Annotated in this window: 19 protein-coding genes; 7 read left to right on the top strand and 12 right to left on the bottom strand. The window is 63.4% G+C overall.

Features of this window, described 5'->3' with window-relative positions:
• Positions 1 to 78 precede the first annotated feature (78 nt).
• The 4 genes from Q0025_RS02675 to Q0025_RS02660 are packed head-to-tail and all read right to left on the bottom strand — an operon-like array spanning position 79 to position 3,981.
• Positions 79 to 849 (bottom strand): amino acid ABC transporter ATP-binding protein, encoded by a 771-nt coding sequence (locus tag Q0025_RS02675; protein ID WP_297295749.1) that lies wholly within the window; start codon positions 847 to 849, stop codon positions 79 to 81.
• A complete protein-coding gene (locus Q0025_RS02670; protein WP_297295748.1) occupies positions 830 to 1,954 on the bottom strand; it encodes an amino acid ABC transporter permease in 1,125 nt (374 codons plus the stop codon). Before Q0025_RS02670 ends, Q0025_RS02675 begins: the two co-directional genes overlap by 20 nt.
• Positions 1,954 to 2,940 carry an ABC transporter permease subunit gene (locus Q0025_RS02665; protein ID WP_297295747.1) on the bottom strand — a complete coding sequence of 329 codons (987 nt, stop codon included), beginning with the start codon at positions 2,938 to 2,940 and terminating at the stop codon, positions 1,954 to 1,956. Before Q0025_RS02665 ends, Q0025_RS02670 begins: the two co-directional genes overlap by 1 nt.
• Before the next feature lie 15 nt (positions 2,941 to 2,955).
• Positions 2,956 to 3,981, bottom strand: coding sequence for an amino acid ABC transporter substrate-binding protein (locus Q0025_RS02660; RefSeq protein ID WP_297295795.1), 1,026 nt, complete (start codon positions 3,979 to 3,981; stop codon positions 2,956 to 2,958).
• 170 nt (positions 3,982 to 4,151) lie between these two features.
• On the opposite strand from Q0025_RS02660, the gene metC reads away from it, so the two are divergent.
• Together metC and Q0025_RS02650 are read left to right on the top strand one after the other, a co-directional pair.
• Positions 4,152 to 5,336 (top strand): cystathionine beta-lyase, encoded by a 1,185-nt coding sequence (gene metC / locus Q0025_RS02655; protein WP_297295746.1) that lies wholly within the window; start codon positions 4,152 to 4,154, stop codon positions 5,334 to 5,336.
• A 190-nt stretch (positions 5,337 to 5,526) separates the two neighbouring features.
• Positions 5,527 to 6,411, top strand: a complete 885-nt coding sequence (locus Q0025_RS02650; RefSeq protein ID WP_297295745.1) for a hypothetical protein — start codon at positions 5,527 to 5,529, stop codon at positions 6,409 to 6,411.
• A 10-nt stretch (positions 6,412 to 6,421) separates the two neighbouring features.
• Here the strand turns inward: Q0025_RS02650 and Q0025_RS02645 are convergent, their stop codons facing one another.
• Complete coding sequence (locus Q0025_RS02645; RefSeq protein ID WP_297295744.1) at positions 6,422 to 6,892, bottom strand: DNA polymerase III subunit chi; 471 nt, start codon at positions 6,890 to 6,892, stop codon at positions 6,422 to 6,424.
• Positions 6,892 to 8,490: a leucyl aminopeptidase gene (locus Q0025_RS02640; RefSeq protein ID WP_297295743.1), complete on the bottom strand. Its 1,599-nt coding sequence runs from the start codon at positions 8,488 to 8,490 to the stop codon at positions 6,892 to 6,894. The genes Q0025_RS02645 and Q0025_RS02640 overlap by 1 nt, the downstream gene beginning before the upstream one ends.
• A gap of 601 nt (positions 8,491 to 9,091) precedes the next feature.
• Here Q0025_RS02640 and lptG point away from each other — a divergent pair.
• The 5 genes from lptG to rsmA all read left to right on the top strand — a co-directional run bounded on the left by lptG (position 9,092) and on the right by rsmA (position 15,708).
• Positions 9,092 to 10,183, top strand: coding sequence for an LPS export ABC transporter permease LptG (lptG, locus tag Q0025_RS02635; RefSeq protein WP_366939378.1), 1,092 nt, complete (start codon positions 9,092 to 9,094; stop codon positions 10,181 to 10,183).
• A gap of 11 nt (positions 10,184 to 10,194) precedes the next feature.
• On the top strand, positions 10,195 to 12,786 hold the full coding sequence (lptD, locus tag Q0025_RS02630) for an LPS assembly protein LptD (protein ID WP_297295742.1): 2,592 nt from the start codon (positions 10,195 to 10,197) through the stop codon (positions 12,784 to 12,786).
• Positions 12,787 to 12,938: 152 nt separating this feature from the next.
• Entirely contained in the window at positions 12,939 to 13,850 is a 912-nt protein-coding gene (locus Q0025_RS02625) for a hypothetical protein (RefSeq protein ID WP_297295740.1), read from the top strand.
• Positions 13,850 to 14,860 (top strand): 4-hydroxythreonine-4-phosphate dehydrogenase PdxA, encoded by a 1,011-nt coding sequence (gene pdxA, locus Q0025_RS02620; protein WP_297295738.1) that lies wholly within the window; start codon positions 13,850 to 13,852, stop codon positions 14,858 to 14,860. The genes Q0025_RS02625 and pdxA overlap by 1 nt, the downstream gene beginning before the upstream one ends.
• The gene (gene rsmA, locus Q0025_RS02615) at positions 14,857 to 15,708 is read left to right on the top strand and encodes a 16S rRNA (adenine(1518)-N(6)/adenine(1519)-N(6))-dimethyltransferase RsmA (protein WP_297295737.1); all 852 of its coding nucleotides are present in this window, start codon (positions 14,857 to 14,859) and stop codon (positions 15,706 to 15,708) included. Before pdxA ends, rsmA begins: the two co-directional genes overlap by 4 nt.
• A 3-nt stretch (positions 15,709 to 15,711) precedes the next feature.
• On the opposite strand, the gene gmk is transcribed toward rsmA, so the two are convergent.
• From gmk to fabG, 6 genes are all read right to left on the bottom strand, one after another.
• Positions 15,712 to 16,323 carry a guanylate kinase gene (gene gmk / locus Q0025_RS02610; protein ID WP_297295792.1) on the bottom strand — a complete coding sequence of 204 codons (612 nt, stop codon included), beginning with the start codon at positions 16,321 to 16,323 and terminating at the stop codon, positions 15,712 to 15,714.
• Positions 16,324 to 16,379: 56 nt separating this feature from the next.
• Positions 16,380 to 17,264, bottom strand: a complete 885-nt coding sequence (locus tag Q0025_RS02605) for a YicC/YloC family endoribonuclease (protein ID WP_297295735.1) — start codon at positions 17,262 to 17,264, stop codon at positions 16,380 to 16,382.
• Between the two features lie 24 nt (positions 17,265 to 17,288).
• Positions 17,289 to 18,980 (bottom strand): endolytic transglycosylase MltG, encoded by a 1,692-nt coding sequence (gene mltG, locus Q0025_RS02600; protein ID WP_297295732.1) that lies wholly within the window; start codon positions 18,978 to 18,980, stop codon positions 17,289 to 17,291.
• A gap of 250 nt (positions 18,981 to 19,230) precedes the next feature.
• Entirely contained in the window at positions 19,231 to 20,499 is a 1,269-nt protein-coding gene (gene fabF / locus Q0025_RS02595; RefSeq protein WP_297295730.1) for a beta-ketoacyl-ACP synthase II, read from the bottom strand.
• A 141-nt stretch (positions 20,500 to 20,640) separates the two neighbouring features.
• Complete coding sequence (locus Q0025_RS02590; RefSeq protein WP_297295728.1) at positions 20,641 to 20,883, bottom strand: acyl carrier protein; 243 nt, start codon at positions 20,881 to 20,883, stop codon at positions 20,641 to 20,643.
• Between the two features lie 261 nt (positions 20,884 to 21,144).
• Positions 21,145 to 21,882: a 3-oxoacyl-[acyl-carrier-protein] reductase gene (gene fabG / locus Q0025_RS02585; RefSeq protein WP_297295726.1), complete on the bottom strand. Its 738-nt coding sequence runs from the start codon at positions 21,880 to 21,882 to the stop codon at positions 21,145 to 21,147.
• Between the last annotated feature and the right edge of the window lie 15 nt (positions 21,883 to 21,897).

Below are 21,897 nucleotides of genomic sequence, written 5' to 3'. Positions count from 1 at the left end.
GTTGCGTCGGGCGAGCGCCGCCATGGCAGTCGCTTCCGGATGTCATCCAGCGCAACCTTCGCCCTTGCCCCGCAAGCTTCAGCGAAGGATCTGGCTCAAAAAGAGCTTCGTGCGGTTATGCTGCGGGGCGGTGAAGAAGGCTTCAGGCTGATTGATCTCGACGATCTCGCCTTCCGCCATGAAAATCACCCGGTCCGCGACTTGACGCGCGAAGCCCATCTCGTGGGTCACGCAAAGCATGGTCGTCCGCTCCTCGGCCGTGAGCGTCATGATCAGATCGAGCACGTCCTTCACCGCTTCCGGATCGAGCGCCGAGGTCGGCTCGTCGAACAGCATGATCTTCGGGCTCATGCAAAGCGCCCGGGCGATGGCGACGCGCTGCTGTTCGCCGCCTGAGAGCTGCGCCGGATATTTGCCCGCATGGTCGCTCATCTTGACGCGCGCCAGATAATGCCGGGCGAGATCCTGCGCGGCGGGGCGCGGCATTTTGCGCACCTCGACCGGCGCCAAGGTGCAATTCTCCAGCACGGTTAGATGCGAGAACAGGTTGAAGTGCTGGAAGACCATGCCGACATCGCGCCGCACGGCGGCGAGCGACGCGCGTGTGAGCGCCATCCCGTCGACGGCAAGGCGTCCTTGCTGGAAGTCCTCGAGCCCGTTGATGCAGCGGATCAGCGTCGATTTGCCGGACCCCGAGGGGCCGCAGATGACGATGCGCTCGCCCGGCGTGACGCTGACATTGATGTCGCGCAGGACATGGAACCGGCCATACCATTTGTTCAGGTGCTCGATTTCGACGGCGCGGAGAGACGTTTCGGTCATGTTGGCTTCACCCCGTTGGGCGGCCATAGCGCGCCGCGAGCCGCCGTTCGAGGCTCAGCGCGTAGCGCGACATGCCGAAGCAGCAGATGAAATAGACGAGCGCGGCGAAACTATAAGCGGTCGTCGTGATCGTCGGACCGGACCAGTTCGGATCGAGCCGCGCCGAATCGACCGTGCGCAGAAAATCGAAAATACCGACGGTCGCAACCAAGGTCGTATCCTTGAACAGGCCGATGAAGGTGCCGGTGATCGCCGGAAGCGTGAGCCGCAAGACTTGCGGCAACACAATCAGCCGCTCAATCCCCCAATAGCGCAGGCCAAGTGCTTTGCCCGCCTCGCTTTGGCCTTTCGGCAGCGCTTGCAAGCCGCCGCGCACGACCTCGGCCATATAGGCCGAAGCAAACAGCGCGACGCCGACGAGTGGCCGCACCAGCCGGTCTGGCTCGAAACCTTCGGGCAAGAACAGCGGCAGCATCGTATCGGCCATGAAGAGAACGGCAATCATCGGCACGCCGCGCATGAATTCGATAAAGGCCGTGCTTGTGATCCGCACTGCCGGCAAACGCGAGCGCCGGCCGAGCGCCAGCAAAATGCCGAGCGGCAGTGAGACGACGATGCCGAAGATGGCAACGATCAACGTGACGAGCATCCCGCCCCATCGGTCGCTGGTGATACGGGTGAGACCGATCGCTGGCCAACCATAGAGCAAAATGAAGGCAAGGACCGGATAGACGAGAAAAGCGAGCCAAGCGCCGAGCCGCCGCGCCGGCGCCCGCGGTGTGAGCAGCCAGATGACGAGAACGGCGCCAGTCGCGAAGACGAGATTGACCCGCCAGCGCTGATCCGGCGGATAGGCGCCATAGACGAAATACGGCAGTTTCTCGCCGATGAAAGCCCAGCAGGCGCCATGCGCCGCACGGCACGCCGCCGCATCGCCCGCCCAGACGGCATCGATGACGAAATAGCGCAACAACTCCGGCACGAGCCAGACGATCAGGGCGAGCCCGATCGCGGTGAGCAGCAGAGATTGTGGCGCGCCGAAGAGATCGCGCAGCGTCCGCAAGCGCCGACCCGTCGCGGCTGGCGGCGGCAGGATGGGTGCCGGTGCGGCACGGACATAAGCAGCCGGCATCAGTGCGCGCCCCCGGCGATGTGGCGATTATAAAGATTCATCGCGCCCGCGACGATGAGCGAGACAAAGAGATAGACCGCCATGGTCACGGCGATCACCGGCACCGCCGCGCCCGTCTGGTTCAGCACCGTGCCGGCGAAGACCTGCACGAGATCCGGATAGCCGATGAAGACGGCGAGAGAAGAATTCTTGAAAAGGTTCAGATATTGACTGGTGAGCGGCGGCACGATGAGCCGCAGCGCCTGAGGGATGATGACGTATTTTCGTGCTTGCCGCGCATTGAGGCCGAGCGCCGCGGCGGCTTCGCCCTGCCCCTTCGGCACGCCGGCGATACCGGCGCGGACGATCTCGGCGATGAAGGCGGCGGTATAAAGGATCAGCGCCAGAGTCAGGGCGACGAATTCCGGCGAGAGTTTTGCCCCGCCGGTGAAATTGAAACCATGAAAGACCGGCAACGAAACGCCGATCGGCGAGACGCTCGGCGCCGGCACGAACAGGCCGCGGTTGTTGAGAAAGATGTGACCCGGAAAGGCGAGCGATGCGCGCGGCGCCGGCAAAGCCTTGAGCACCGCATTGTACCAAAAGAGGATCTGCAACAGCAGCGGCACGTTGCGCAACGCCTCGACATAGGCGCCGGCGCATTTCGCGACGATGAGATGATGCGACAGCCGCGCGGCGCCGATGGCAAAGCCGATGAGGCTCGCAAAGACGATTCCGACGGCCGCGACGACGAGCGTATTGGTCAGCCCGACGAAAAAGGCACGCCCATAGGTCGAGGTGAAGGAATAGGGGATGAGATGCTGGTCGATATCGAAGCCGGCGCGTTCGTCCCAGAAGCCGAAATCGAATGGAATGTGGTGCGCGCGCATATGGGCCAGCGCCGCCGCCGCGCCCTCATAGGCGATGAACGCGAGTCCCATCACAAAAACGATCTGCACGAGCGCGCTGCGTATTGCGCCGCCGCGCTCGATCGGGCTCGTCAGCATTGCGTTGAAGGCCGCTCAGCGCACCGGCGGCGCATATTGGATGCCGCCGCGCGTCCACAGCGAGTTGATGCCGCGCTTGATCCCGAGCTTCGAGCCTGAGCCGAGGTTACGATCAAAGCTCTCGCCGTAATTGCCGACCTGTTTGATGATGCGATAGGCCCAGTCCTTGGTCAGGCCCAGAGACTGGCCGAAATCGCCCTCGACGCCGAGGAGCCGCCGCGCCGTCGGATCGTCGGAACTCATCTTCTCGTCGACGTTCTTCGAGGTGATGCCGGCTTCCTCCGCATCGAGCATGGCAAAATTGACCCATTTGACGATGTTGAACCATTGGTCGTCGCCCTGGCGGACGGCGGGGCTGAACGGCTCTTTCGAGATGATCTCCGGCAGGATGACGTTCTGATCGGGATTGGCGAGCTTCAGGCGTTCGATGTAAAGCGCCGAGGAATCGGTGGTGAAGGCGTCGCAGCGCCCGGTGTCATAAGCTTTGAGCGCTTCGTCGGAGGTCGCGAAGGTGACCGATTCATATTGCATCTGATGCGAATGAAAGAAATCGGCGAGGTTCAACTCGCTCGTCGTCCCCTGCTGCACACAGATCGACGCGCCGGACAGTTCGAGCGCCGAAGAAATGTTCAGCTTGTTATGAATCATGAATCCTTGGCCGTCGTAATAATTGACGCCGGTGAAGAGCAGTCCCTGCCCCGCTTCGCGCGAAACCGTCCAGGTCGTGTTATGAGCGAGCACGTCGACCTCGCCGGATTGCAGGGCGGTGAAACGATCCTTGGCGGTCAACGGAATGAACTTGACCTTGTTCGGATCGTCGAAAATCGCCGCCGCGACGGCGCGGCAGAAATCGACGTCGAGGCCGGTCCAATTGCCGTTTGAATCCGGCAGGCCGAAACCGGCGAGGCCGGGGTTCGAGCCGCAGTTGAGATAGCCACGCTGCTTGACCTGGTCGAGCGTCGCGCCCGCGGCAGCGGCAGAGGAAACCGCCGCCAAGCCGAACGATAAGCCGAACGACAGGCAAAGGATGAATCTGAGCAGGGGGGCTTTGATCATTTCGGCTCCAAGCTTGGGGGCGCGGGCGGCGCGACTATCAGAACTTTCCGGCAGCGCGGTCAAGCGGCGCGACAAATTGCCAAAAGCGCCAAATTGGAGCGAATCTGAGATTTGCCGTAAAGCCTCGGTCATAGTGTCGGCGCCAGCGAGGGACGATGTCGAAGATGGACGAGCGACGGCCTTTGAAAGATCGCACGAAACTGGTGCATGCCGGCCGCCACCCGTTCGAGCAGCACGGTTTCATCAACACGCCGATCTATCGCGGTTCGACAGTCCTTTACCGCTCCTATGCCGATCTCGTCGCGCGCAATGCCAAATACACCTACGGCACGCATGGCACGCCGACGACCGACGCGCTCGAAACCGCCTGGACGGAGATCGCCGGCGCCGCCGGCACGGTGCTTGCGCCCTCCGGCCTTTCGGCCGTCGCCCTCGCCATCCTCTCGGCGGTGAAGGCCGGGGATCACATCCTCGTCAGCGATTCCGTCTATCAGCCGACGCGCAATTTCTGCGACCGGTTCCTGAAACGGATGGGCGTCGAGACGACCTATTACGATCCCGGCCTCGGCGCCGGCATCGCCGCGCTCATTCGATCCAACACCCGCGTGATTTTTCTCGAAACCCCCGGGTCGCAGACGTTCGAAATCCAGGACGTGCCGGCGATTGCCGGCGTGGCGATCGAGAAGGATCTCTGCACCATTCTCGACAACACCTGGGCGACGCCGCTGTTTTTTCCGCCACACCGGTTCGGCATCGACCTCGCCATCGAGGCCGGGACGAAATATCTCTCCGGCCATGCCGATCTTTTGCTTGGCCTCGTCTCGGCCAATGAACGCTGGCTGCCGCGGTTGCGCGCGAGCTTTGATCTCTTCGCCAATTGCCCCGGCCCGGAGGATGTCTATCTCGCGCTTCGCGGCCTGCGCACGCTCGAACTGCGGCTGCGCGAAGCCGAACGCCAGGGCCTTGCTCTCGCCACTTGGCTCAGCGCACGCCCCGAGGTCGCGCGCGTGCTTCACCCCGCCCTGCCCGACTGCCCCGGTCACGCCATCTGGAGGCGCGATTTCCGCGGCTCGTCGGGGCTTTTTTCGGTCTTCTTGAAACCGGTTTCGCAGCCGGCCTTGGCCGCTTTCCTCGACGGTTTGAGCCTGTTCGGCATGGGCTATTCCTGGGGCGGCTACGAAAGCCTCGTCATTCCCTTCGACTGCAGCACCTATCGCACGGCGACGACCTTCGCGCCGCCAGGGCCAGCTCTGCGCTTCTCCATCGGTCTCGAAGATCCGGAGGACCTGAAGGCCGATCTCGCGGCCGGATTCGAACGGCTTAAGATCGCCAGCCAGTAAAATCTGCTCTGGAGCGCTGGCCTTCGCCGCGCAACTATGCTTCAAATCAACGCCTTAGAAGACCGCATGGCGCCGCCCAAGAAAGCGGTCCAAGAAAATGGTCCAAGAAAACGGTCCTGGAACGCGGCCAAAGAACGTGGCCCGGAAACTTGGCCGAAAAGCGCCGCCGTGCGGCGGGGAGTGTTCTGAGTTGTCCGACGCGTATCACGGCGACGACGGCCCCGTTCTCGTGCGCGGGTTTGAAGGCCAGGACATTCTACGTCTGGCGCTTTTGAGCTTTGCCGCGGTGATCGCTGTCGCGCTTGCGATCGGCTTTTTCATGGACGCCGGCCAGCAAGCCGCAACGCCCCCGGCGCCGCCGCCGAGCACCCCCGCCGCGGCCGGGCCGCCGCCGCCGGAGCCGTTGATGCTCGCGCGGCAATCGATCGAGCGGGAGATCGCCACCAAAGCACCGGACTATGCCGTCTTCTTTGCCCGCCTGCGCGCGACGCTGCCCTCCGAATATGATTCGATCCTTGACGGATTCGCCAAGGAGGCGCTCGACGGCAAGGATCTGACGAATGTCGATGCGCTGCTCTCGGAGGCGGTGCGCGACCTTCGCGTCTCCAATGGCATTCTGGCGGCCAAGGCGGACGGCCCGGCGCTGGCGCATATTTTCGATATTCAGCTGCGGATGATGCAGGCCTTGGCGGCCAGCGACCCGAAACTCTGCGTCGACTTCCTCTATGGCGGCGCAAGCCAAGCCTTTTTCGCCTTTTCCGCCTCGCATCGCCCGCTTGTCGCCGATATGGCGATTGCCGGACTTGAGGCGATCGGCAGCGGCCGCGTCAACGGGGTCGAGCGTGATGCGCCGAGCGATTCCGACTTCAACGCGCTTTCGAGCGCGATGAAGGCGCAAGGCGTCAACGACGCCGAAGTCGCCGCCATCCTCGACGGCAAGACGCCCAATCCGCCGATTCCCGATGCCCGCATGTGCACGGTCGGCCAGATTTATCTGAAAACGCTTGCCGGCCTGCCGGAACAAGCGCGGCTGCGCATCTATGCGCTCGCCGTCTCGCTGATGGCGCGGTCGTAAGCGCTGCGTCTCAGGCTTTCTTTTCCCAGCCGCCGCGCTCGTTCTGCTGCCAATAGGTGAGCGAAAAACCCTTGTCCTTTAACGCCTTCCATTGCGCGCGGGCGCTCGCGAGCTGATCGGCATCGTTGCCATCGAAGAGCAGGATCACGCGCTCATACGCGGCATCAGCGGCAAGACTTGCGGCGACATCGGCGCCATCGACGAAGAGCCGCAACCGCGCCGCATTCGGATTTTCGGCGTCGCAGGTGAGATAGACCGGCTGCATTTCGGCGTCGCCATCGCGCGCCCGGCCGTGCGCCAGGAAGCTCGCATCGGCATAGGTCCAAAGCACTTCGTCGAGCAAATCGAGCCGTTCTTCGCTCGCCGCCTGAACGACGCTGCGCCAGCCATTGGCGAGCGCGCGTTCAAGCAGCGCCGGGAGCGCCCGTTCGAGCCTCTGGCTTTGCAGATGGTAGAACCAGACCTCCATGGCCGGGCGCATCAATCCTTCTGCGAAGAGGCGCGCCCTTCGTAATGGTCGCTGACGAGGCGCTCCAGGAGCCGCACGCCGAAGCCCGAGCCCCAGCTCTGGTTGATGTCGCTTGCCGGCGCATTCATGCCCGTCCCGGCGATGTCGAGATGCGCCCAGGGCGTGCCGTTGACGAAGCGCTGCAGGAATTGCGCCGCGGTGATCGAACCGCCGTGGCGGCCGCCGGTGTTCTTCATATCTGCGAATTTGGAATCGATGAGCTTGTCATAGGCGGGGCCAAGCGGCAGTCGCCAAAGCTTCTCGCCGGTCTCTTTGCCGGCCTCGGTCAGGCGCTCGCTCAATTTGTCGTCGTTCGAGAACAGCCCGGCATATTCCTGGCCGAGCGCGACCATCACCGCGCCGGTGAGCGTCGCGAGATCGACCATGAATTGCGGCTTGTATTTGTCCTGCACGTACCAGAGCACATCGGCGAGCACGAGGCGGCCCTCGGCGTCGGTATTGATCACCTCGATCGTCTGGCCGGACAAGGACTTGACGATGTCGCCCGGCCGCTGCGCATTCGATCCGGGCATGTTCTCGACGAGGCCGATGGCGCCGATCGCGTCGACCTTTGCCTTGCGCGCCGCCAAAGCGTGGATGAGGCCGACGACGCAGGCCGCGCCGGCCATGTCGCCCTTCATGTCCTCCATCCCGGCGGCCCCCTTGATCGAAATGCCGCCGGTGTCGAAGGTGACGCCCTTGCCGACAAAGGCAACGGGCTTCGACTTTCCGTCTTTGCCTTTGTCGCCGCGCCAGCGCATGATCACGACCCGGCTTTCGCGCGCCGAGCCTTGTCCGACGCCGAGCAGCGCGCCCATCCCGAGCTTCGTCAGGGCCGCTTTATCGAGGACATCGACCTCGACGCCGAGCTTTTCGAGCGCCGCCGCGCGTTTGGCAAACTCCTCCGGATAGAGCACGTTGGCCGGCTCGTTGACGAGCTCGCGGGCGAGGAGGACGCCTTCGGCGACCGCGGCGCGGCTTTTGGCCTCGCGCTTGGCGGCAGCCGGGTCTTCGACGGCGATTGCGACGCTGGCCGGCTCGCTCGTGTCCTCATCTTTTTTCTTGGTCTTATAAAGATCGAACTTGTAATGGCGCAGCACGACGCCTTCGGCGAATTCCGCCGCCGCCGCCGCCGCGTCCTTGGGGCCGTGGGGCAGATCGAAAACCACCGTTGCCGCGGCCGCGTGGCCGAGCTTGCCCAGCACGAATCCGCCGAGACCGAGGAAATCGTGCGGCTTGGCTTTGTCCGCCTCTTTGCCTTTGGGCTTTGCCGCGTCCTCGTCGGCGCCGACGCCGATGACGATAAGCCGCTCGGCGGCCAATCCGGCTGGCGCCAAAATATCGAGCGCCGAGGCTTTCTTGCCCTTGAATTTGGCGGCGCCGGCAGCCCTTTTGACGAGCGCCACGCCGTCATCACCAATCAGGGCGCGTGTGGCGTTGCCCAAATTCAAATCTTCGCCAGCAAAGATGACCAGCGCCGGCGTGCCCTTGGCTTTGGCGCCGGCCTTGGCCGAAGGCGCCGCTGACACGGAATTGAGGGAAACAAAATCGATTTTCGCGGCGTGTGACATCTCGCTCTCTTCTGATTGCCCGTCATCGCGCCGCACATCCACGCCGGCCCAGGCCGCCGAAGGCGTCACGAAACAGAAACTTAAAGCCTCCCGGCGCAGCCCACGCGTCCGGGCCTGCGCAGACCGCAAGCCCTAGCACCGGTCGGCATTTGCGTGCCAGTTTTTTCGCTATAATGCGGCTTCGGGCAGCCGTGGCCGCGGCGCAACGCGCCCCCGGCATCGCTGCAAGATCGCCCTGAAAAAGCCCCGAGCCGCTTGCACCAATAGCGCCAACTCGGTAGCCAAAATGGAGTAAAATTTCAGGGACCTATTTGCGATTCCGGCAGGCCGGAAAAAGCCGGTTTTCGCGACCAGGTCCCCAATCGCTGACGGGAGACGCTTGCACGAAGGTACGGCCCGAAGGTTTGGCCTTTCGAGGCCGCGTGTCTGACGACGCCATCTTGCAGCCCGGACCTGCTCGGTGGCAGCCCATTCTTCACGGAAGCGCCCGCGTTATGTTGTTCGTCGCCAGCCTTATCAGCTCCGTTCGGCCGGGCGGCCTTGCCGCGCCGGCGGCGCCGTGGCGTGCGCCCATCGCCGGCGCACCGGTAAGGTCCGCGCCATGAGCATTCTCGTCTCGACGCTCGGACGTTACCTCACCTGGCGGTTTTTCAAGACGATCGCGGCGGTCTTCGCGGCCATCGTCGGGACGATCTATGTCTTCGATTTCGTCGAATTGCTGCGCCGATCCAATTCCTTGCACGGGGTGACGCCGGGCTATATCGCCTATCTGACGCTGCTGCGGACGCCGACCGTCGCCGAGCAGATCCTGCCGTTCTGCGTGCTCTTCGGGACCATGGCGGCCTTCATCGACCTGACCCGCAAGCTGGAGCTGATCGTCGCCCGCTCGGCCGGCGTCTCGGTCTGGCAGTTTCTGCTGCCGCCGGTGGCGATCGCCGTCGTGGTCGGGACGTTCTCCGTTGTCGCCTTCAATCCACTGTCGGCGATGATGAAACAGCGCGCCGATATCATCGAGGCGCAGCTTTTCGGCCGAGCCGGTACGGTCCAGGGCGACGGCACGCTCTGGATTCGCCAGAGCGGCATCGACGGCGAGGCGATCCTGCGCGCCGCCAACGCCCTCGATCAAGGCACGAAATTGCAGTCGGTGATCGCCTATGTCTATGAGCCGGACGGCAAGTTCGGGGAACGCGTCGAGGCGGCGACCGCAACGCTCGAGCCCGGCGTCTGGGCTCTGCAAAATGCCGTGATTTCGGCACCTGGACAGGACCCGCGCAAGGTTGGCGTCTACCTTCTCGCCACGAATGCGTCGCCGACCGACCTTGCGGAAAGCTTCTTGACGCCCGATTCCGTGCCCTTCTGGGCGCTGCCGCGAATGCGCGACGAAAGCGCCTTGGCTGGCCTCGATCCCAACGGGCTTAACCTGCAATTTCAAACACTTCTGGCGCGCCCGCTGATGCTGGTCGCGATGGTCCTGATCGCCGGCGCCTTTTCGTTAAGATTTTTCAGGTTTGGTGGCATCGGTAAGATGGTCGGAGGTGGCGTCGCTGCGGGCTTCGTGCTTTATCTCGTGACCAAAGTGGTGTCCGATTTCGGCGAAGCTGGCATTCTGAGCGCGTCGGTTGCGGCATGGTCGCCGGCTATCGTCGGCAGCATGCTCGGCGGCTTGGCTCTCCTCAACCAGGAGGACGGTTGATGGGGCGGCGTATGAGCCCCACGGGCTTTGCCGGTGCGCTGCGGCCACGATGGCGCGCGGGCGCGCGCCTTGCGTTGCTGGCCCTCTGCGCGCTCGTCTGCGCCTGGCTCGGTCTCGATCCGTTGGCGCAAGCCGTCGCGCAAGCCAGCGGCGGCGCGGCGCAGGCGCAAAAACAACCCGACAAAATGTTCGTCGAGGCCGATCAGCTCGTCTACGACAAGGACAAGAACACGGTTTCCGCGGTCGGCAACGCGCGGATTTATTACCAGGGCCGGACGCTGCAGGCCGACCGGGTCATCTACGATCGCAACACCCAACGGCTCTATGCCGAGGGCCATGCCAAGATGATCAATAAGGATGGCAACGTCATCTACGGCGACCGCTTCGACATGACCAAGGATTTCCGCGAAGGGTTTGTCGAAAGCCTGCGCTCGACCACGACGCAGAAGACCTATTTCAGCGCCCCGCATGCCGAAATCACCCAGGGCGCGATCTCGGTCTATAACAAGGGCACCTATACGGCCTGCGCCGCCTGCGCCGATAATCCGCTGAAGCCGCCGCTGTGGCGGGTGCGCGCCAAGCGCATCATCCACAACAACGACGAGCATATGATCTATTACACGGACGCCTGGCTGGAGTTCCTAGGGCTGCCGATCGCCTATGTCCCGGTGTTCTCCTCCCCCGATCCGACCGTCAAGCGCAAGTCCGGCATCCTGATGCCTGAGACGATCAGCAGTTCGGAGCTTGGTTTCGGCGTCGAGGTGCCGGTCTTCTGGGCTATGGCGCCGAACTACGATCTGACCTGGACCCCGACCTATTTCGTCAACGAAGGCTTCTACAACGATTTCGAATGGCGCCACCGGCTGGCGAACGGCAATTATTTCATTCGCGCCAACGGGATTTATGAGACCAATCCAAGTCTCTTCCCCGCGTCGCCCTATGGCTCGGGCAACAACAGGTTCCGCGGCTCGATTTCGAGCCAAGGCGAGTTCCAGCTCGACAAATACTGGAAATACGGCTGGAACCTCACCGCGCTGACCGACAAGTGGTACTTCTGGGATTATCCCTTCGCCAACCCGCTCGGCTCCTCATACTATTACAGCGAAGCTGTTTCCGACGCCTATCTGACCGGACAAGGCGACAACAGCTATTTCGACTTGCGCGGCTTCCATTTCGAAGGTCTCGATCCGCGCGACATCCAGGAGACGCAGCCCAACGTCCTGGTGTTGGACTACAATCGCCTCTTTGACCTCGACCCGGCCAAGACGCATGGCATCGGCGGCGATGTGCAGGCCGACTTCAATCTCACCTCGCTGTCGGAACAGCTGGCGAGCTATTCTCCCGTCGCGGGACCGGGCTTTAACCCGCAGACACAATTGTTCGATCCCGCCGTCGGACTTTATGAATATTGCCAGAACTATAGGCCGGGAACGAATGCCGGCGACTGCCTGCTACGGGGCATCGGCGGCGAGCAGACGCGCACGACGGCCGACGTTTCCTGGCAGCGTAAGTTTGTCGACCCGATCGGCGGCGCTTGGACGCCTTTTGCCTTCGCCCGGCTGAATGGCGAATGGCTTGATCTCAACACGAGCAACAGTTTCACGGCCACCAATCCGAATGATGCCGCCAGCTACACGTTCTTCAATTCCAACCAGACGAATTTCGTCGGTCAGGCGAGCGGTGTGCAAGGGTATGTCATGCCGGGCATCGGCCTTGAATATCGCTACCCGATCCTCGTCAACACCAAGCTCGGCTCGCTGGTCGTCGAACCGATCGGCCAGATTATCGCCCGGCCGAACAATCTCATCGGCTCGAATTCGCTCGTAAACATGGATTCGCAAAGCCTCGTGTTCGACGAGAGCAATCTGTTCGCCTGGAACAAATATTCCGGCTATGACCAGTTCGAGACCGGCACCCGCGCCAATTACGGCGGCCAAGCCACGTTCAATTTGAACAATGGCGGCTATGTGAACGTGATCGCCGGCCAATCGCGGCAAGTCGCCGGCCCGAACGGCTTCGATCAGCCGAGCGCCGTCAACAATGGCCTCGCCTCGGGGCTCCAGACGACCGCCTCGGATTATGTCGGCGCCGTCACGGTCGCTCCGATCCCGTGGCTGGACTTCACTGCCAAGGGGCTGTTCAACACGCAAAATTTCGAGCCCGACCGGCTCGACATCGCCTCGGATTTCAACCTCGGAGCGTGGACCGGCGGCGTCGATTTCGCCAATTACCAGGCCCAGCCGATCCTCGGCTATTATGTGCCCCGCGAGGGCCTAAGCCTTAACTCGCGCTACCAGCTCACGCCGCATTATTTCCTGCAGGGCAGCGTTACGTTCGACATGAGCCGGCAATATTATCCGCCCTCCTTGACCGGCTTCACGAATGCCGGGCCATGGGCCATAGCGTCGGAAAGTCTCGGCGCCGGCTATACCGACGATTGCACATCCTTGCTCGTCAATTACAGTTCGGTCTACGAAGACATCGGAACCGGCACCTTGGTGCATAATCAGATCTTCATGGTCCAGCTTCAGTTGCGCTCTCTGGGCGATGCCAAATATCAGCAGACGACCTACGCCAACGGCGCGCAGCCGATCGACCGCTGATGGCGCGGCCGGTCGGGCAGACAATTGCCACTTTGCGGTGATCAGATGGTATTGCGTGAATCGAAAATTTTGACGGTGTATCGAATTTGATGGTCTATCGAAAAAGAGGGAGAAAGGCCCCCATGTTTGGTCGCATCAGCTTGGATCGGCGCGTGCTCATCCGGCCCTCGATTTGGGCGGCGGCCTTATTGATCGCCGGCGGTTTCTTTTCCTTTGCCCCGCGCGCACAGGCGCAGACGATTGTTGCCACCGTGAACGGCGCCCCGATCACGAGTTGGGACGTGAGCGAACGCGAAAAGCTGCTGCGCGTGATGCATAAGCCATCTTCCTATGACGATGCGCTGAACAGCATGATCGACGATCAGCTCAAGCTCGGGGAAACCGATAAATTCAAGATCACCGCCACCAACAGCGAGATCGGTCAGCAAATTTCGCTCGAAGCCGGCTGGCTGCATATGGCGCCGGCGGCATTCATGAGCGCCATGCAGCAGGCCGGCATTTCCGAGCAGCATATCAAGGATCATTTCACCGCGGATTTCGAGTTCAATCTGCTGGTGCAGGCCTATAACAAGGGCGTCGATCCGAGCGAGGGCGCCATCCGCGCCGAACTGGCCAAGGACGGCGGCCGGTCCGCTGCCGGCATCGATTACAAATTGCATCAGGTGATCTTCACGCTGCATGGCAACAACGTGTTTGCTGAGATCCAGGAGCGTATCAAGGCCGCCGACCAATTGCGGTTGCGCTTCACCAATTGCGCCGATGGCTTGCCGCTGGCGCGCGCGATGGACAATGTTGCGGTGAAGGATGAGATCATTCGCAATTCGCTGACGATCAGCGATCAGCTCAAGGATGTGCTGGATAAGACCCCGGTTGGGCATTTGACGCCACCGGAGCGGACCGCCGACGGCGTCGAAATGATTGCCGTCTGCAGCAAGGGCGTCTCGAACGACGACACCGCCGTGCGCAAGGCGATCTCCGAGCGGCTGCTCAGCGCCGAAATGCGCGCCGACGCCGAACGTCGGCTTGCCGAGCTGCGGTCTTATGCCGTCATCGTCAAGCGCTGATGGCGCGCGGCCTTGTCGCGCTGACACGCGGTGATCCATCGGGGATAGGCCCGGAACTGGCGTTGAAGGCGTGGGCCGCGACCCATGCCGATGCGACAGCCCCCGCCTTTTTCGTCATCGCCGACGCCGATCATCTGTCCGGGCTCGCGCGGCATTTCGGTCTGAACGTGCCGGTCGAGCCGGCTGAGCCGCGCGAAGCGGCAGCCATATTTGCGCGCGCTTTGCCGGTCGTGGGGCCGGCGCATGCCGTTGTCGGCGCGCTTGGCTCGCCCGACCTTGCCGATGCCGCCGCGACGATCGCATCGATCGAGGCGGGTGTGCGCTTCGTTCACGCCGGAATGGCCGATGCGCTCGTCACCAACCCGATCGCCAAAGAAGTCTTGCAGCGCGCCGGATTCGCCCATCCCGGCCACACCGAATTCCTCGGCGAATTGGCGGCCCGCCTCTATGGCGGAAAGGTGCGGCCCGTCATGCTGCTGTGGTCGCCTTGGCTCGCCGTCGTCCCGGCGACGATCCATGTGCCGCTGGCCAAAGTCCCGATGCTTGTCACCCAGGATCTCTTGGTCGAGACGGGTGCAATCGTCGATGCCGATTTCAAGCGGCGATTCGGCCTTGCTACGCCGCGCCTCGTCTTCACAGGGCTCAACCCGCATGCCGGCGAGGCGGGCCATATCGGCCTTGAGGAAATCGAGATTATCGCGCCGGCGGTCGCAGCACTGCGCAAAGCCGGGATCGACGCACGCGGCCCCTATCCGGCCGACACTTTGTTCCACGCCGCGGCGCGCGAAAAATACGATGTCGCGATCTGCATGTATCACGACCAGGCGCTGATCCCGATCAAGACGCTCGCCTTCGACAGTGCCGTCAATACGACGCTTGGCCTGCCCTTCGTGCGGACGTCGCCGGATCACGGCACCGCCTTCGATATTGCCGCCGGGGGCAAGGCGGATCCCGCAAGCCTCATCGCCGCTCTGCGGCTGGCAGCCAAACTGGCAAAGCCGAAAACGTGAAAGACGCCCTGCCGCCGTTGCGCGAGATCGTCGCCGCGCATGGCCTCGCCGCGAAGAAAAATCTCGGCCAGAACTTTCTCTTCGATCTCAATCTCACGGCCCGCATTGCCCGCGCCGCGGGGCCGCTGCCTGAAGCGACCATCGTCGAGATCGGCCCAGGACCTGGCGGACTGACCCGCGCCCTGCTTGCCGAAGGCGCCGAGCACGTCATCGCGATCGAGCGCGACGCACGCTGCCTGGCGGCCCTGGCCGAAATCGGCGCGCATTATCCCGGCCGGCTCGAAGTGATCGAAGGCGATGCGCTGCAGACGGATCTTGCCGGCCTCGCCGGCGATCGGCGGCCGGCGCGGATTTGCGCCAACCTGCCCTACAATATCGCCACCGCGCTGCTGACCGGCTGGCTTGAAACGAAGCACTGGCCTCCCGTCTTCGATCGCTTCGTGCTGATGTTTCAGAAGGAGGTCGCCCAGCGCATCGTCGCGACACCGCGCGAGCGCGCCGATTATGGCCGGCTGGCGGTGCTCGCCAATTGGCGCTGCACGACGCGGATTCTTTTCGATGTACCGGCCGCGGCCTTCACCCCGCCGCCGAAGGTCACCTCGGCCGTCGTCGAACTGGTGCCGCGCGCGACGCCTTTGCCATGCGATGCCGGCCTTCTCGCCGCCGTCACGCAGGCAGCCTTCGGCCAGCGGCGCAAAATGCTGCGGCAGAGTCTCAAGGGCCTCGGCATTGATCCGCTCGTCCTGCTGACCCGCGCCGGGATCGAGCCGACCAAGCGCGCCGAGGAAATCGACGTCGCCGGATTCGTGGCTCTGGCGAATACACTGGCGCCCATGCGGCGGACGTGATGCTCACATCTCCTTGAGCAATCCTTCGACGAAGGCCTCGATGCCCGGCTTCTGCCGCACGGCGCGGCGACGCTCCGCCGTGAGGATCGCGACAAGATCCTCAAAGGTCTTCTGCAGATCGTCGTTGATCAGCACATAATCATAGAGGGTCCAGCGACGGATTTCGTTCGCCGCATTGGCGAGCCGCGCCGCGATCGCCTCGCCCGTGTCCTCGGCGCGGCGTTCGAGCCGCGCCTTCAATTCGCGCATCGACGGCGGCAGGATGAAAATGGTGACGACATCCTCGCCGGCCTTGGCCTTTACCTGCTGCGTGCCCTGATAATCGATGTCGAAGAGGACGTCGCGACCCTGCGCCAGCGTGCGCTCCACCGGCTCGCGCGGCGTGCCGTAGAAATTGCCATGCACCTCCGCCCATTCGAGCAATTCGCCCTCGTCGCGGAGCTGTTCGAAACGCTTGCGGGGGATGAACCGGTAATGGATGCCCTCGACCTCGCTCGACCGGCGCGGCCGGGTCGTCACCGAAATCGAGAGCGTCAGATCGAGCTCGGGCTTTTGCAACAGCATGCGCGTCAAGCTGGTCTTGCCGGCACCCGAGGGCGACGAAAGGATCAGCATGAGGCCGCGCCGTTTCAGGCCGGCGCCGTGATCGTCTGCAAGGGCCAAGGGACTCTCTATTCGATATTCTGAACTTGCTCGCGGAATTGCTCGATCTCGACGCGCAATTCAAGTCCGATCGCCGTCAGGCTGGCATCATTCGACTTGGCGCAGAGCGTGTTGGCCTCGCGGCCCAGCTCCTGCGCCAGAAAATCGAGCCGCCGGCCAACCGGACCGCCCTTTTGCAAAAGCTCGTCGCAGGCGCCGATATGGGCCGCGAGCCGGTCGAGCTCTTCGCGCACGTCGGCCTTGGCGGCGAGCAGTAGCGCCTCCTGATAGAGCCGGGTTTCGTCGAATTTGCCCTGCCCTTCCAATTGCGCGATCGATTCAGCGAGCTTGGCGCGGACTGCATCGGGCTTGCGAGCAGGGCAATCGTCCGCCGCCTGCCGCAGCGCCGCCAGCCTTTTCAGGCGCTGGCCAAGAATTTGGGCAAGCGCGGCACCCTCGCCACGGCGCATCGCGACGAGCGCGGCAAGCGCCTCGGCAAGACCGGTCAAAGCGGCTTTCTGGACGTCCAGCAGATCCCTTTCGTCGTCGCCCGCATCGCGGATTTCGACGACCCCGCGGATGGCGAGCAGACCATCGATCGAGGCCGGCCGCAATGCGCCATCGTGCGGAATGTGCGACACCGCCTCGACGAGCCGGCGCAAGAGCGTTTCGTTGAGACGCACCTCGGGCATGCCCGCCTCGCGCTGCGCCGACAAGGTCGCATAGCAAGTGCCGCGGGCAAGTTTTTCGGCGAGAACGGCGCGCGCCTCGATCTCGATCGCATCGAAGCCTGGCGGCAATCGCAGGCGCAGGTCGAGGCCCTTGGCATTGACCGACTTCAGTTCCCACGCCCAGCGGTAATTTGCGGTGGCGCTCGAGACCCGGGCGAAGCCGGTCATGCTGGCGATAGACAATGGACCCCGGTGGTTTTTCTGCGATCACTTAAGCGCGGAAGGCGGCGGCACCGTCTTCGCGTAATTCAGATCGTAAGTCGTGTTGCGCAATGGATCGAGCGGCGTGCCTTCGGACGCATCGTAAATATGCGGATGCGCCGGCGGCTGGCGTCCGTTCGCAGGACCCGCGACCGCCGCATCCGGAAAGGCCTTCGGGTCGGCCGGCGCGACGGAGGCGGAACTGTCGACCGGGCCGTCGAGCAGTTTTTTCGCCGAGGCTGGCTGATCCATGCCACGCACGGTGATGCCGAGGTCGTCGAGGCTCGGGCCGTAATTGGCGGCCGTTTTCTGCGCCGCGGGCTGTGGGGCGATGGAATCGGCAACGACAGGATCCGCCGCTGCGGCCGGAGCCGCGCGAGGCATCGCCGGAGCGATCTGCGAGATTGCCGCGGCGGCAGCGCCGACTCCGAGGCTCGGCGCATAGGCGTTCATATTGGCCGGGCTTGCGCTATCGGGGGCGGTGAAGCTCGATGGCAAAGCGCCGTAGACGGACGAGCCGGAAGCATCGCTATGCTGATCGTGGCCTGTCGCGGGCACATATTTGTCGATGTCGGATCCGGCTTTGTCTTTCGCGTCCTTCTCGATCTGCCGCCAGCGCGCAACATTGCGCTGGTGCTCCTCAAGCGTCGCGGCAAAGACATGGCCGCCGGTCCCGTCGGCGACGAAATAAAGATCGGCGGTGCGCGACGGATTGGCGACGGCCTCGAGCGCCGCGCGGCCCGGATTGGCGATCGGCCCCGGCGGCAGGCCTTCGATCACATAGGTGTTGTAGGGCGAGGCTTGCTCGACATCGGCACGCGTCAGCGGACGCCCGAGCGAACCGCGGCCGCCCATGATGCCATAGACGATGGTCGGGTCGGACTGCAGCCGCATATGCTTGCGCAAGCGGTTCAGAAACACCGAGGCCACATGCGGCCGCTCGTCGGCCTTGCCGGTCTCTCTTTCCACGATCGAGGCCAGCGTCACCATTTCATAAGGCGAGCTCAGCAAGAGGTCGGGCGAGCGCTGCGCCCAGATCTGCGCCACGAGCTTCCTCTCGTCCTCCTCCATGAGGCGGATCAGGTCGGCGCGCGGCATGCCGCGGGCAATCCGATAAGTTTCCGGTAAAAGGCTGCCTTCCGGCGGGATTTCGCGGATATCGCCCATCAGAAGATCGTTGTGGCGCAGCCGGTCGACCACCTCTTGGCTCGTCAGCCCTTCGGGAATCGTCACCGAATGCAGGATCTGCCGGCCGGATACGAGCGTATCCATGACTTCGCGCATGCTGGCGCGTTCATGAATCAAATATTCACCCGCCTTCACCTTCGAACGGTCGCCTTCGAGGAGAAGCGCGATGTTGAAGATCAGGGGGCTGTCGATCATCCCCTCCTCGTCGAGCTGGGCGACGATATCGGCGACCTCAGTGCCCGGCTGGATGTAAAGCACTTTATCGGCCGGCAACGGACCCGGCTGTTGCAGCCGATGCGCGCCCCAGACGACGGCAAAAAGACCGGCAAAGGCGAGCAGCAAAAGAAAGGACAGAAACCCCGACAAGGCCGAAAGGGTCGGCCGGCGCCGGTGCGGCGACGGGGGCGGCGGCGGCAATTCGGGCTGCAAGGCCTCGTTCGGGCTTTGCAGCTTCGGGCGGCGGCCGAAAAACCGCGCCGGCGGCTCGGCGCCATCAGCTTCCTGGCGCATCAAAGCGCCTCTGTCATTTTGGGGCGAGCCTGCCATCCAACATCGTCCATCCGCACCGCATTGTTTTACACGAAATCGAGCGGGTGCAGCAAACCGGCGCCGTCAAATGCGCGCTTCACCACAATGTTACAATCGCACCGATTTGCGGAGGAAATGGGGCTTTGCGCGTCGGCCGCAGCACCCGGGCCGGTTGGCGGAACCGGCCCGATGCGCGCAAAAAAGCCCCCGACAGGAGACGAGCCTGCCCGGCTCAAGCGACCGCCTTGAGGATCAGGCTGGCATTGGTGCCGCCGAAACCGAAGGAATTCGACAGCGCGAATTCGACTTCGCGCTTGCGGGCCTTGTGCGGCACGAGATCGATCGAGGTCGTGACCGACGGATTGTCGAGATTGAGCGTCGGCGGCACGATCTGATCGCGGATCGCCAAAGTGCAGAAAATCGCCTCGACCGCGCCGGCTGCGCCGAGCAGATGGCCGATCGCCGATTTGGTTGAAGACATCGACAGGGCATTGGTGCCCTGGGTGCTGCCGAGCAGTTTGTGCACCGCGATCAATTCCGCCTCGTCGCCCAGCGGCGTCGAGGTGCCATGGGCATTGACGTAATCAATGTCCTGCGGCGTGATTCCGGCGCGTTTCACCGCCGCCTGCATGGCGCGCAACGCGCCGTCCCCGGTCGGATCGGGCGCGGTGATGTGATAGGCGTCGCCAGAAAGGCCATAGCCCACGACCTCGGCATAGATTTTCGCGCCGCGCGCCCTGGCACCTTCATAGGATTCGAGCACGACGCAGCCCGCGCCATCACCCATGACGAAGCCGTCGCGGTCGCGATCATAGGGACGCGAGGCCTGTTTCGGACGGTCGTTGAAATTGGTCGAGAGCGCCTTGCAGGCGGAGAATCCGGCAATGCCGATGCGGTTGATGGCCGATTCCGCCCCACCCGCGACCATCACGTCGGCGTCTTCGAAGGCGATGAGCCGCGCCGCGTCTCCGATGGCATGGGCGCCGGTCGAACAGGCGGTAACGACCGCATGATTCGGCCCCTTCAGGCCGTGCATGATCGAGACATAGCCGCTGACGAGATTGATCAGCCGGCCGGAAATGAAGAACGGCGAAACGCGACGTGGGCCCTTTTCGTGCAGCGTGATGGCCGTTTCGGCAATGCCGCCGAGGCCGCCGATGCCCGAGCCGATGAGGACGCCGGTGCGTGCGCGATCCGCTTCGGTCTGCGGCTTCCACCCGGCGTCGGCCAGAGCCTGCGTCGCGGCCGCAACGCCATAGATGATGTAATCGTCGACCTTACGCTGGTCCTTCGGATCCATCCATTGATCGGGATTGAAGGTGATGCCGCTGCCGTCGCCGCGCGGCACCTGCATGGCGATCTTGCAGGCCAGATCCGCAGTCTCGAAACCGTGAATCGGGCCGGCGCCGCTCTCACTGGCAAGAAGGCGTCCCCAGCTCGCTTCGACGCCGCAGGCGAGCGGCGAGACCATGCCGAGACCTGTTATCACCACCCTGCGCATAAGAGATCGTCCACTCCTTCGGGCGCCTGCCCGCGTGGCCTTCTATTCCATTGCCGCGGCCGATTTGCAAATTGCACAAGCGGCCCGGCAAAACTTGGGGAAATCGCCGCCGTCAGAATCGCGGCGGCTGACGTGTGGCGATCAGCTCGCCGCGGTCGCCTTGTCGAGGAAGCGGATCGCGTCGCCCACCGTCACGATCGATTCGGCCGCATCGTCGGGAATCTCGACCCCGAATTCTTCCTCGAACGCCATAACGAGTTCAACCGTGTCGAGCGAGTCGGCTCCGAGGTCTTCAATGAAATTCGCGTCGTCGGTGACCTTGTCGGCGTCGACGCCGAGATGTTCGATGACAATCTTTTTCACACGCTCGGCGACATCGCTCATATTGTTCAACCCTTCGTCCTTAAACTTTAAAGCTGGCGCCAGCCGTTACCAAAAGTACATCTGAAATCAAGCCCCCCGAAAGCCGGCGCCTTCGTCGCCTGATCACATTCCCACGGGAATCCCATAGGACTGCATGAACTCTTTTGCGGCGCGGCGCCGCGATTTGACCGGCTGCCCCGCAAGCTGACCTGCGGTTGGTAACACACTTCATTCGGGTTGGCGAGAGCCGGGCAGCGGTCCTCCCATCACCTTATAACGGCTTCAAATCATTGCCATTCCGCCGTTTACATGAAGAGTCTCGCCAGTCACATAGGCGGCCTCGGAACTGGCCAGATAGACCACTGCCGCGCCGATGTCCGTGCCCGCGCCGAGCCGGCCCGCCGGCACGGTCGAAAGGATCGCCGCCTTCTGCGCCTCGGTCAGCACATCGGTCATCGGGCTTTCGATAAAGCCGGGCGCGACACAATTCACCGTCACGTTGCGGGCTGCGACTTCACGCGCGAGGCTCTTCGAAAAGCCGATCATTCCGGCCTTTGAAGCTGCGTAATTGGCCTGGCCGGCATTGCCGGTGACGCCGACGACCGACGTGATGCCGATGATCCGGCCATAGCGACGCTTCAGCATCGATTTCAACGCCGCGCGGGCGAGCCGGAAGGCGGCGGTCAGATTGACCGCGAGCACGAGGTCCCAATCGGCATCCTTCATCCGCATGGCGAGGCCGTCGCGCGTCAGGCCGGCATTGTTGACAAGAATGTCGAGGCTGCCCATCGCCGCTTCGGCGCCCGGCACCAATTGCTCGACGGCGGCGGTGTCGGCGAGATCGCAGGGCACGACATGCACGCGCTCGCCCAATTCTCCCGCCAATGCGTCGAGCGCCTCTTTGCGCGTGCCGGAAAGCGTCACCACCGCACCTTGCTGATGCAGAGCGCGGGCGATCGCCGTGCCGAGGCCGCCGCTGGCGCCTGTGACAAGGGCCGTGCGGCCGGAAAGGTCAAACATGACGGACCTCAAACT

The sequence above is a fragment of the uncultured Methylovirgula sp. genome (assembly GCF_947646745.1).
Classification (GTDB): Bacteria; Pseudomonadota; Alphaproteobacteria; order Rhizobiales; family Beijerinckiaceae; genus Methylovirgula.
The sequence above is the reverse complement of the archived record's forward strand: the minus strand, read 5'-3'. Positions and strand labels throughout refer to the sequence as shown.

Excerpts from the sequence above, each read along its gene's own strand:
- Q0025_RS02675 (WP_297295749.1), bottom strand. The coding sequence starts at position 849 with ATGGCCGCCCAACGGGGTGAAGCCAACATGACCGAAACGTCTCTCCGC.
- Q0025_RS02670 (WP_297295748.1), bottom strand. The coding sequence starts at position 1,954 with ATGCCGGCTGCTTATGTCCGTGCCGCACCGGCACCCATCCTGCCGCCG.
- Q0025_RS02665 (WP_297295747.1), bottom strand. The coding sequence starts at position 2,940 with ATGCTGACGAGCCCGATCGAGCGCGGCGGCGCAATACGCAGCGCGCTC.
- metC (WP_297295746.1), top strand. The coding sequence starts at position 4,152 with ATGTCGAAGATGGACGAGCGACGGCCTTTGAAAGATCGCACGAAACTG.
- Q0025_RS02645 (WP_297295744.1), bottom strand. The coding sequence starts at position 6,892 with ATGCGCCCGGCCATGGAGGTCTGGTTCTACCATCTGCAAAGCCAGAGG.
- Q0025_RS02640 (WP_297295743.1), bottom strand. The coding sequence starts at position 8,490 with ATGTCACACGCCGCGAAAATCGATTTTGTTTCCCTCAATTCCGTGTCA.
- lptG (WP_366939378.1), top strand. The coding sequence starts at position 9,092 with ATGAGCATTCTCGTCTCGACGCTCGGACGTTACCTCACCTGGCGGTTT.
- lptD (WP_297295742.1), top strand. The coding sequence starts at position 10,195 with ATGAGCCCCACGGGCTTTGCCGGTGCGCTGCGGCCACGATGGCGCGCG.
- pdxA (WP_297295738.1), top strand. The coding sequence starts at position 13,850 with ATGGCGCGCGGCCTTGTCGCGCTGACACGCGGTGATCCATCGGGGATA.
- gmk (WP_297295792.1), bottom strand. The coding sequence starts at position 16,323 with ATGCTGATCCTTTCGTCGCCCTCGGGTGCCGGCAAGACCAGCTTGACG.
- mltG (WP_297295732.1), bottom strand. The coding sequence starts at position 18,980 with ATGCGCCAGGAAGCTGATGGCGCCGAGCCGCCGGCGCGGTTTTTCGGC.
- fabF (WP_297295730.1), bottom strand. The coding sequence starts at position 20,499 with ATGCGCAGGGTGGTGATAACAGGTCTCGGCATGGTCTCGCCGCTCGCC.
- Q0025_RS02590 (WP_297295728.1), bottom strand. The coding sequence starts at position 20,883 with ATGAGCGATGTCGCCGAGCGTGTGAAAAAGATTGTCATCGAACATCTC.
- fabG (WP_297295726.1), bottom strand. The coding sequence starts at position 21,882 with ATGTTTGACCTTTCCGGCCGCACGGCCCTTGTCACAGGCGCCAGCGGC.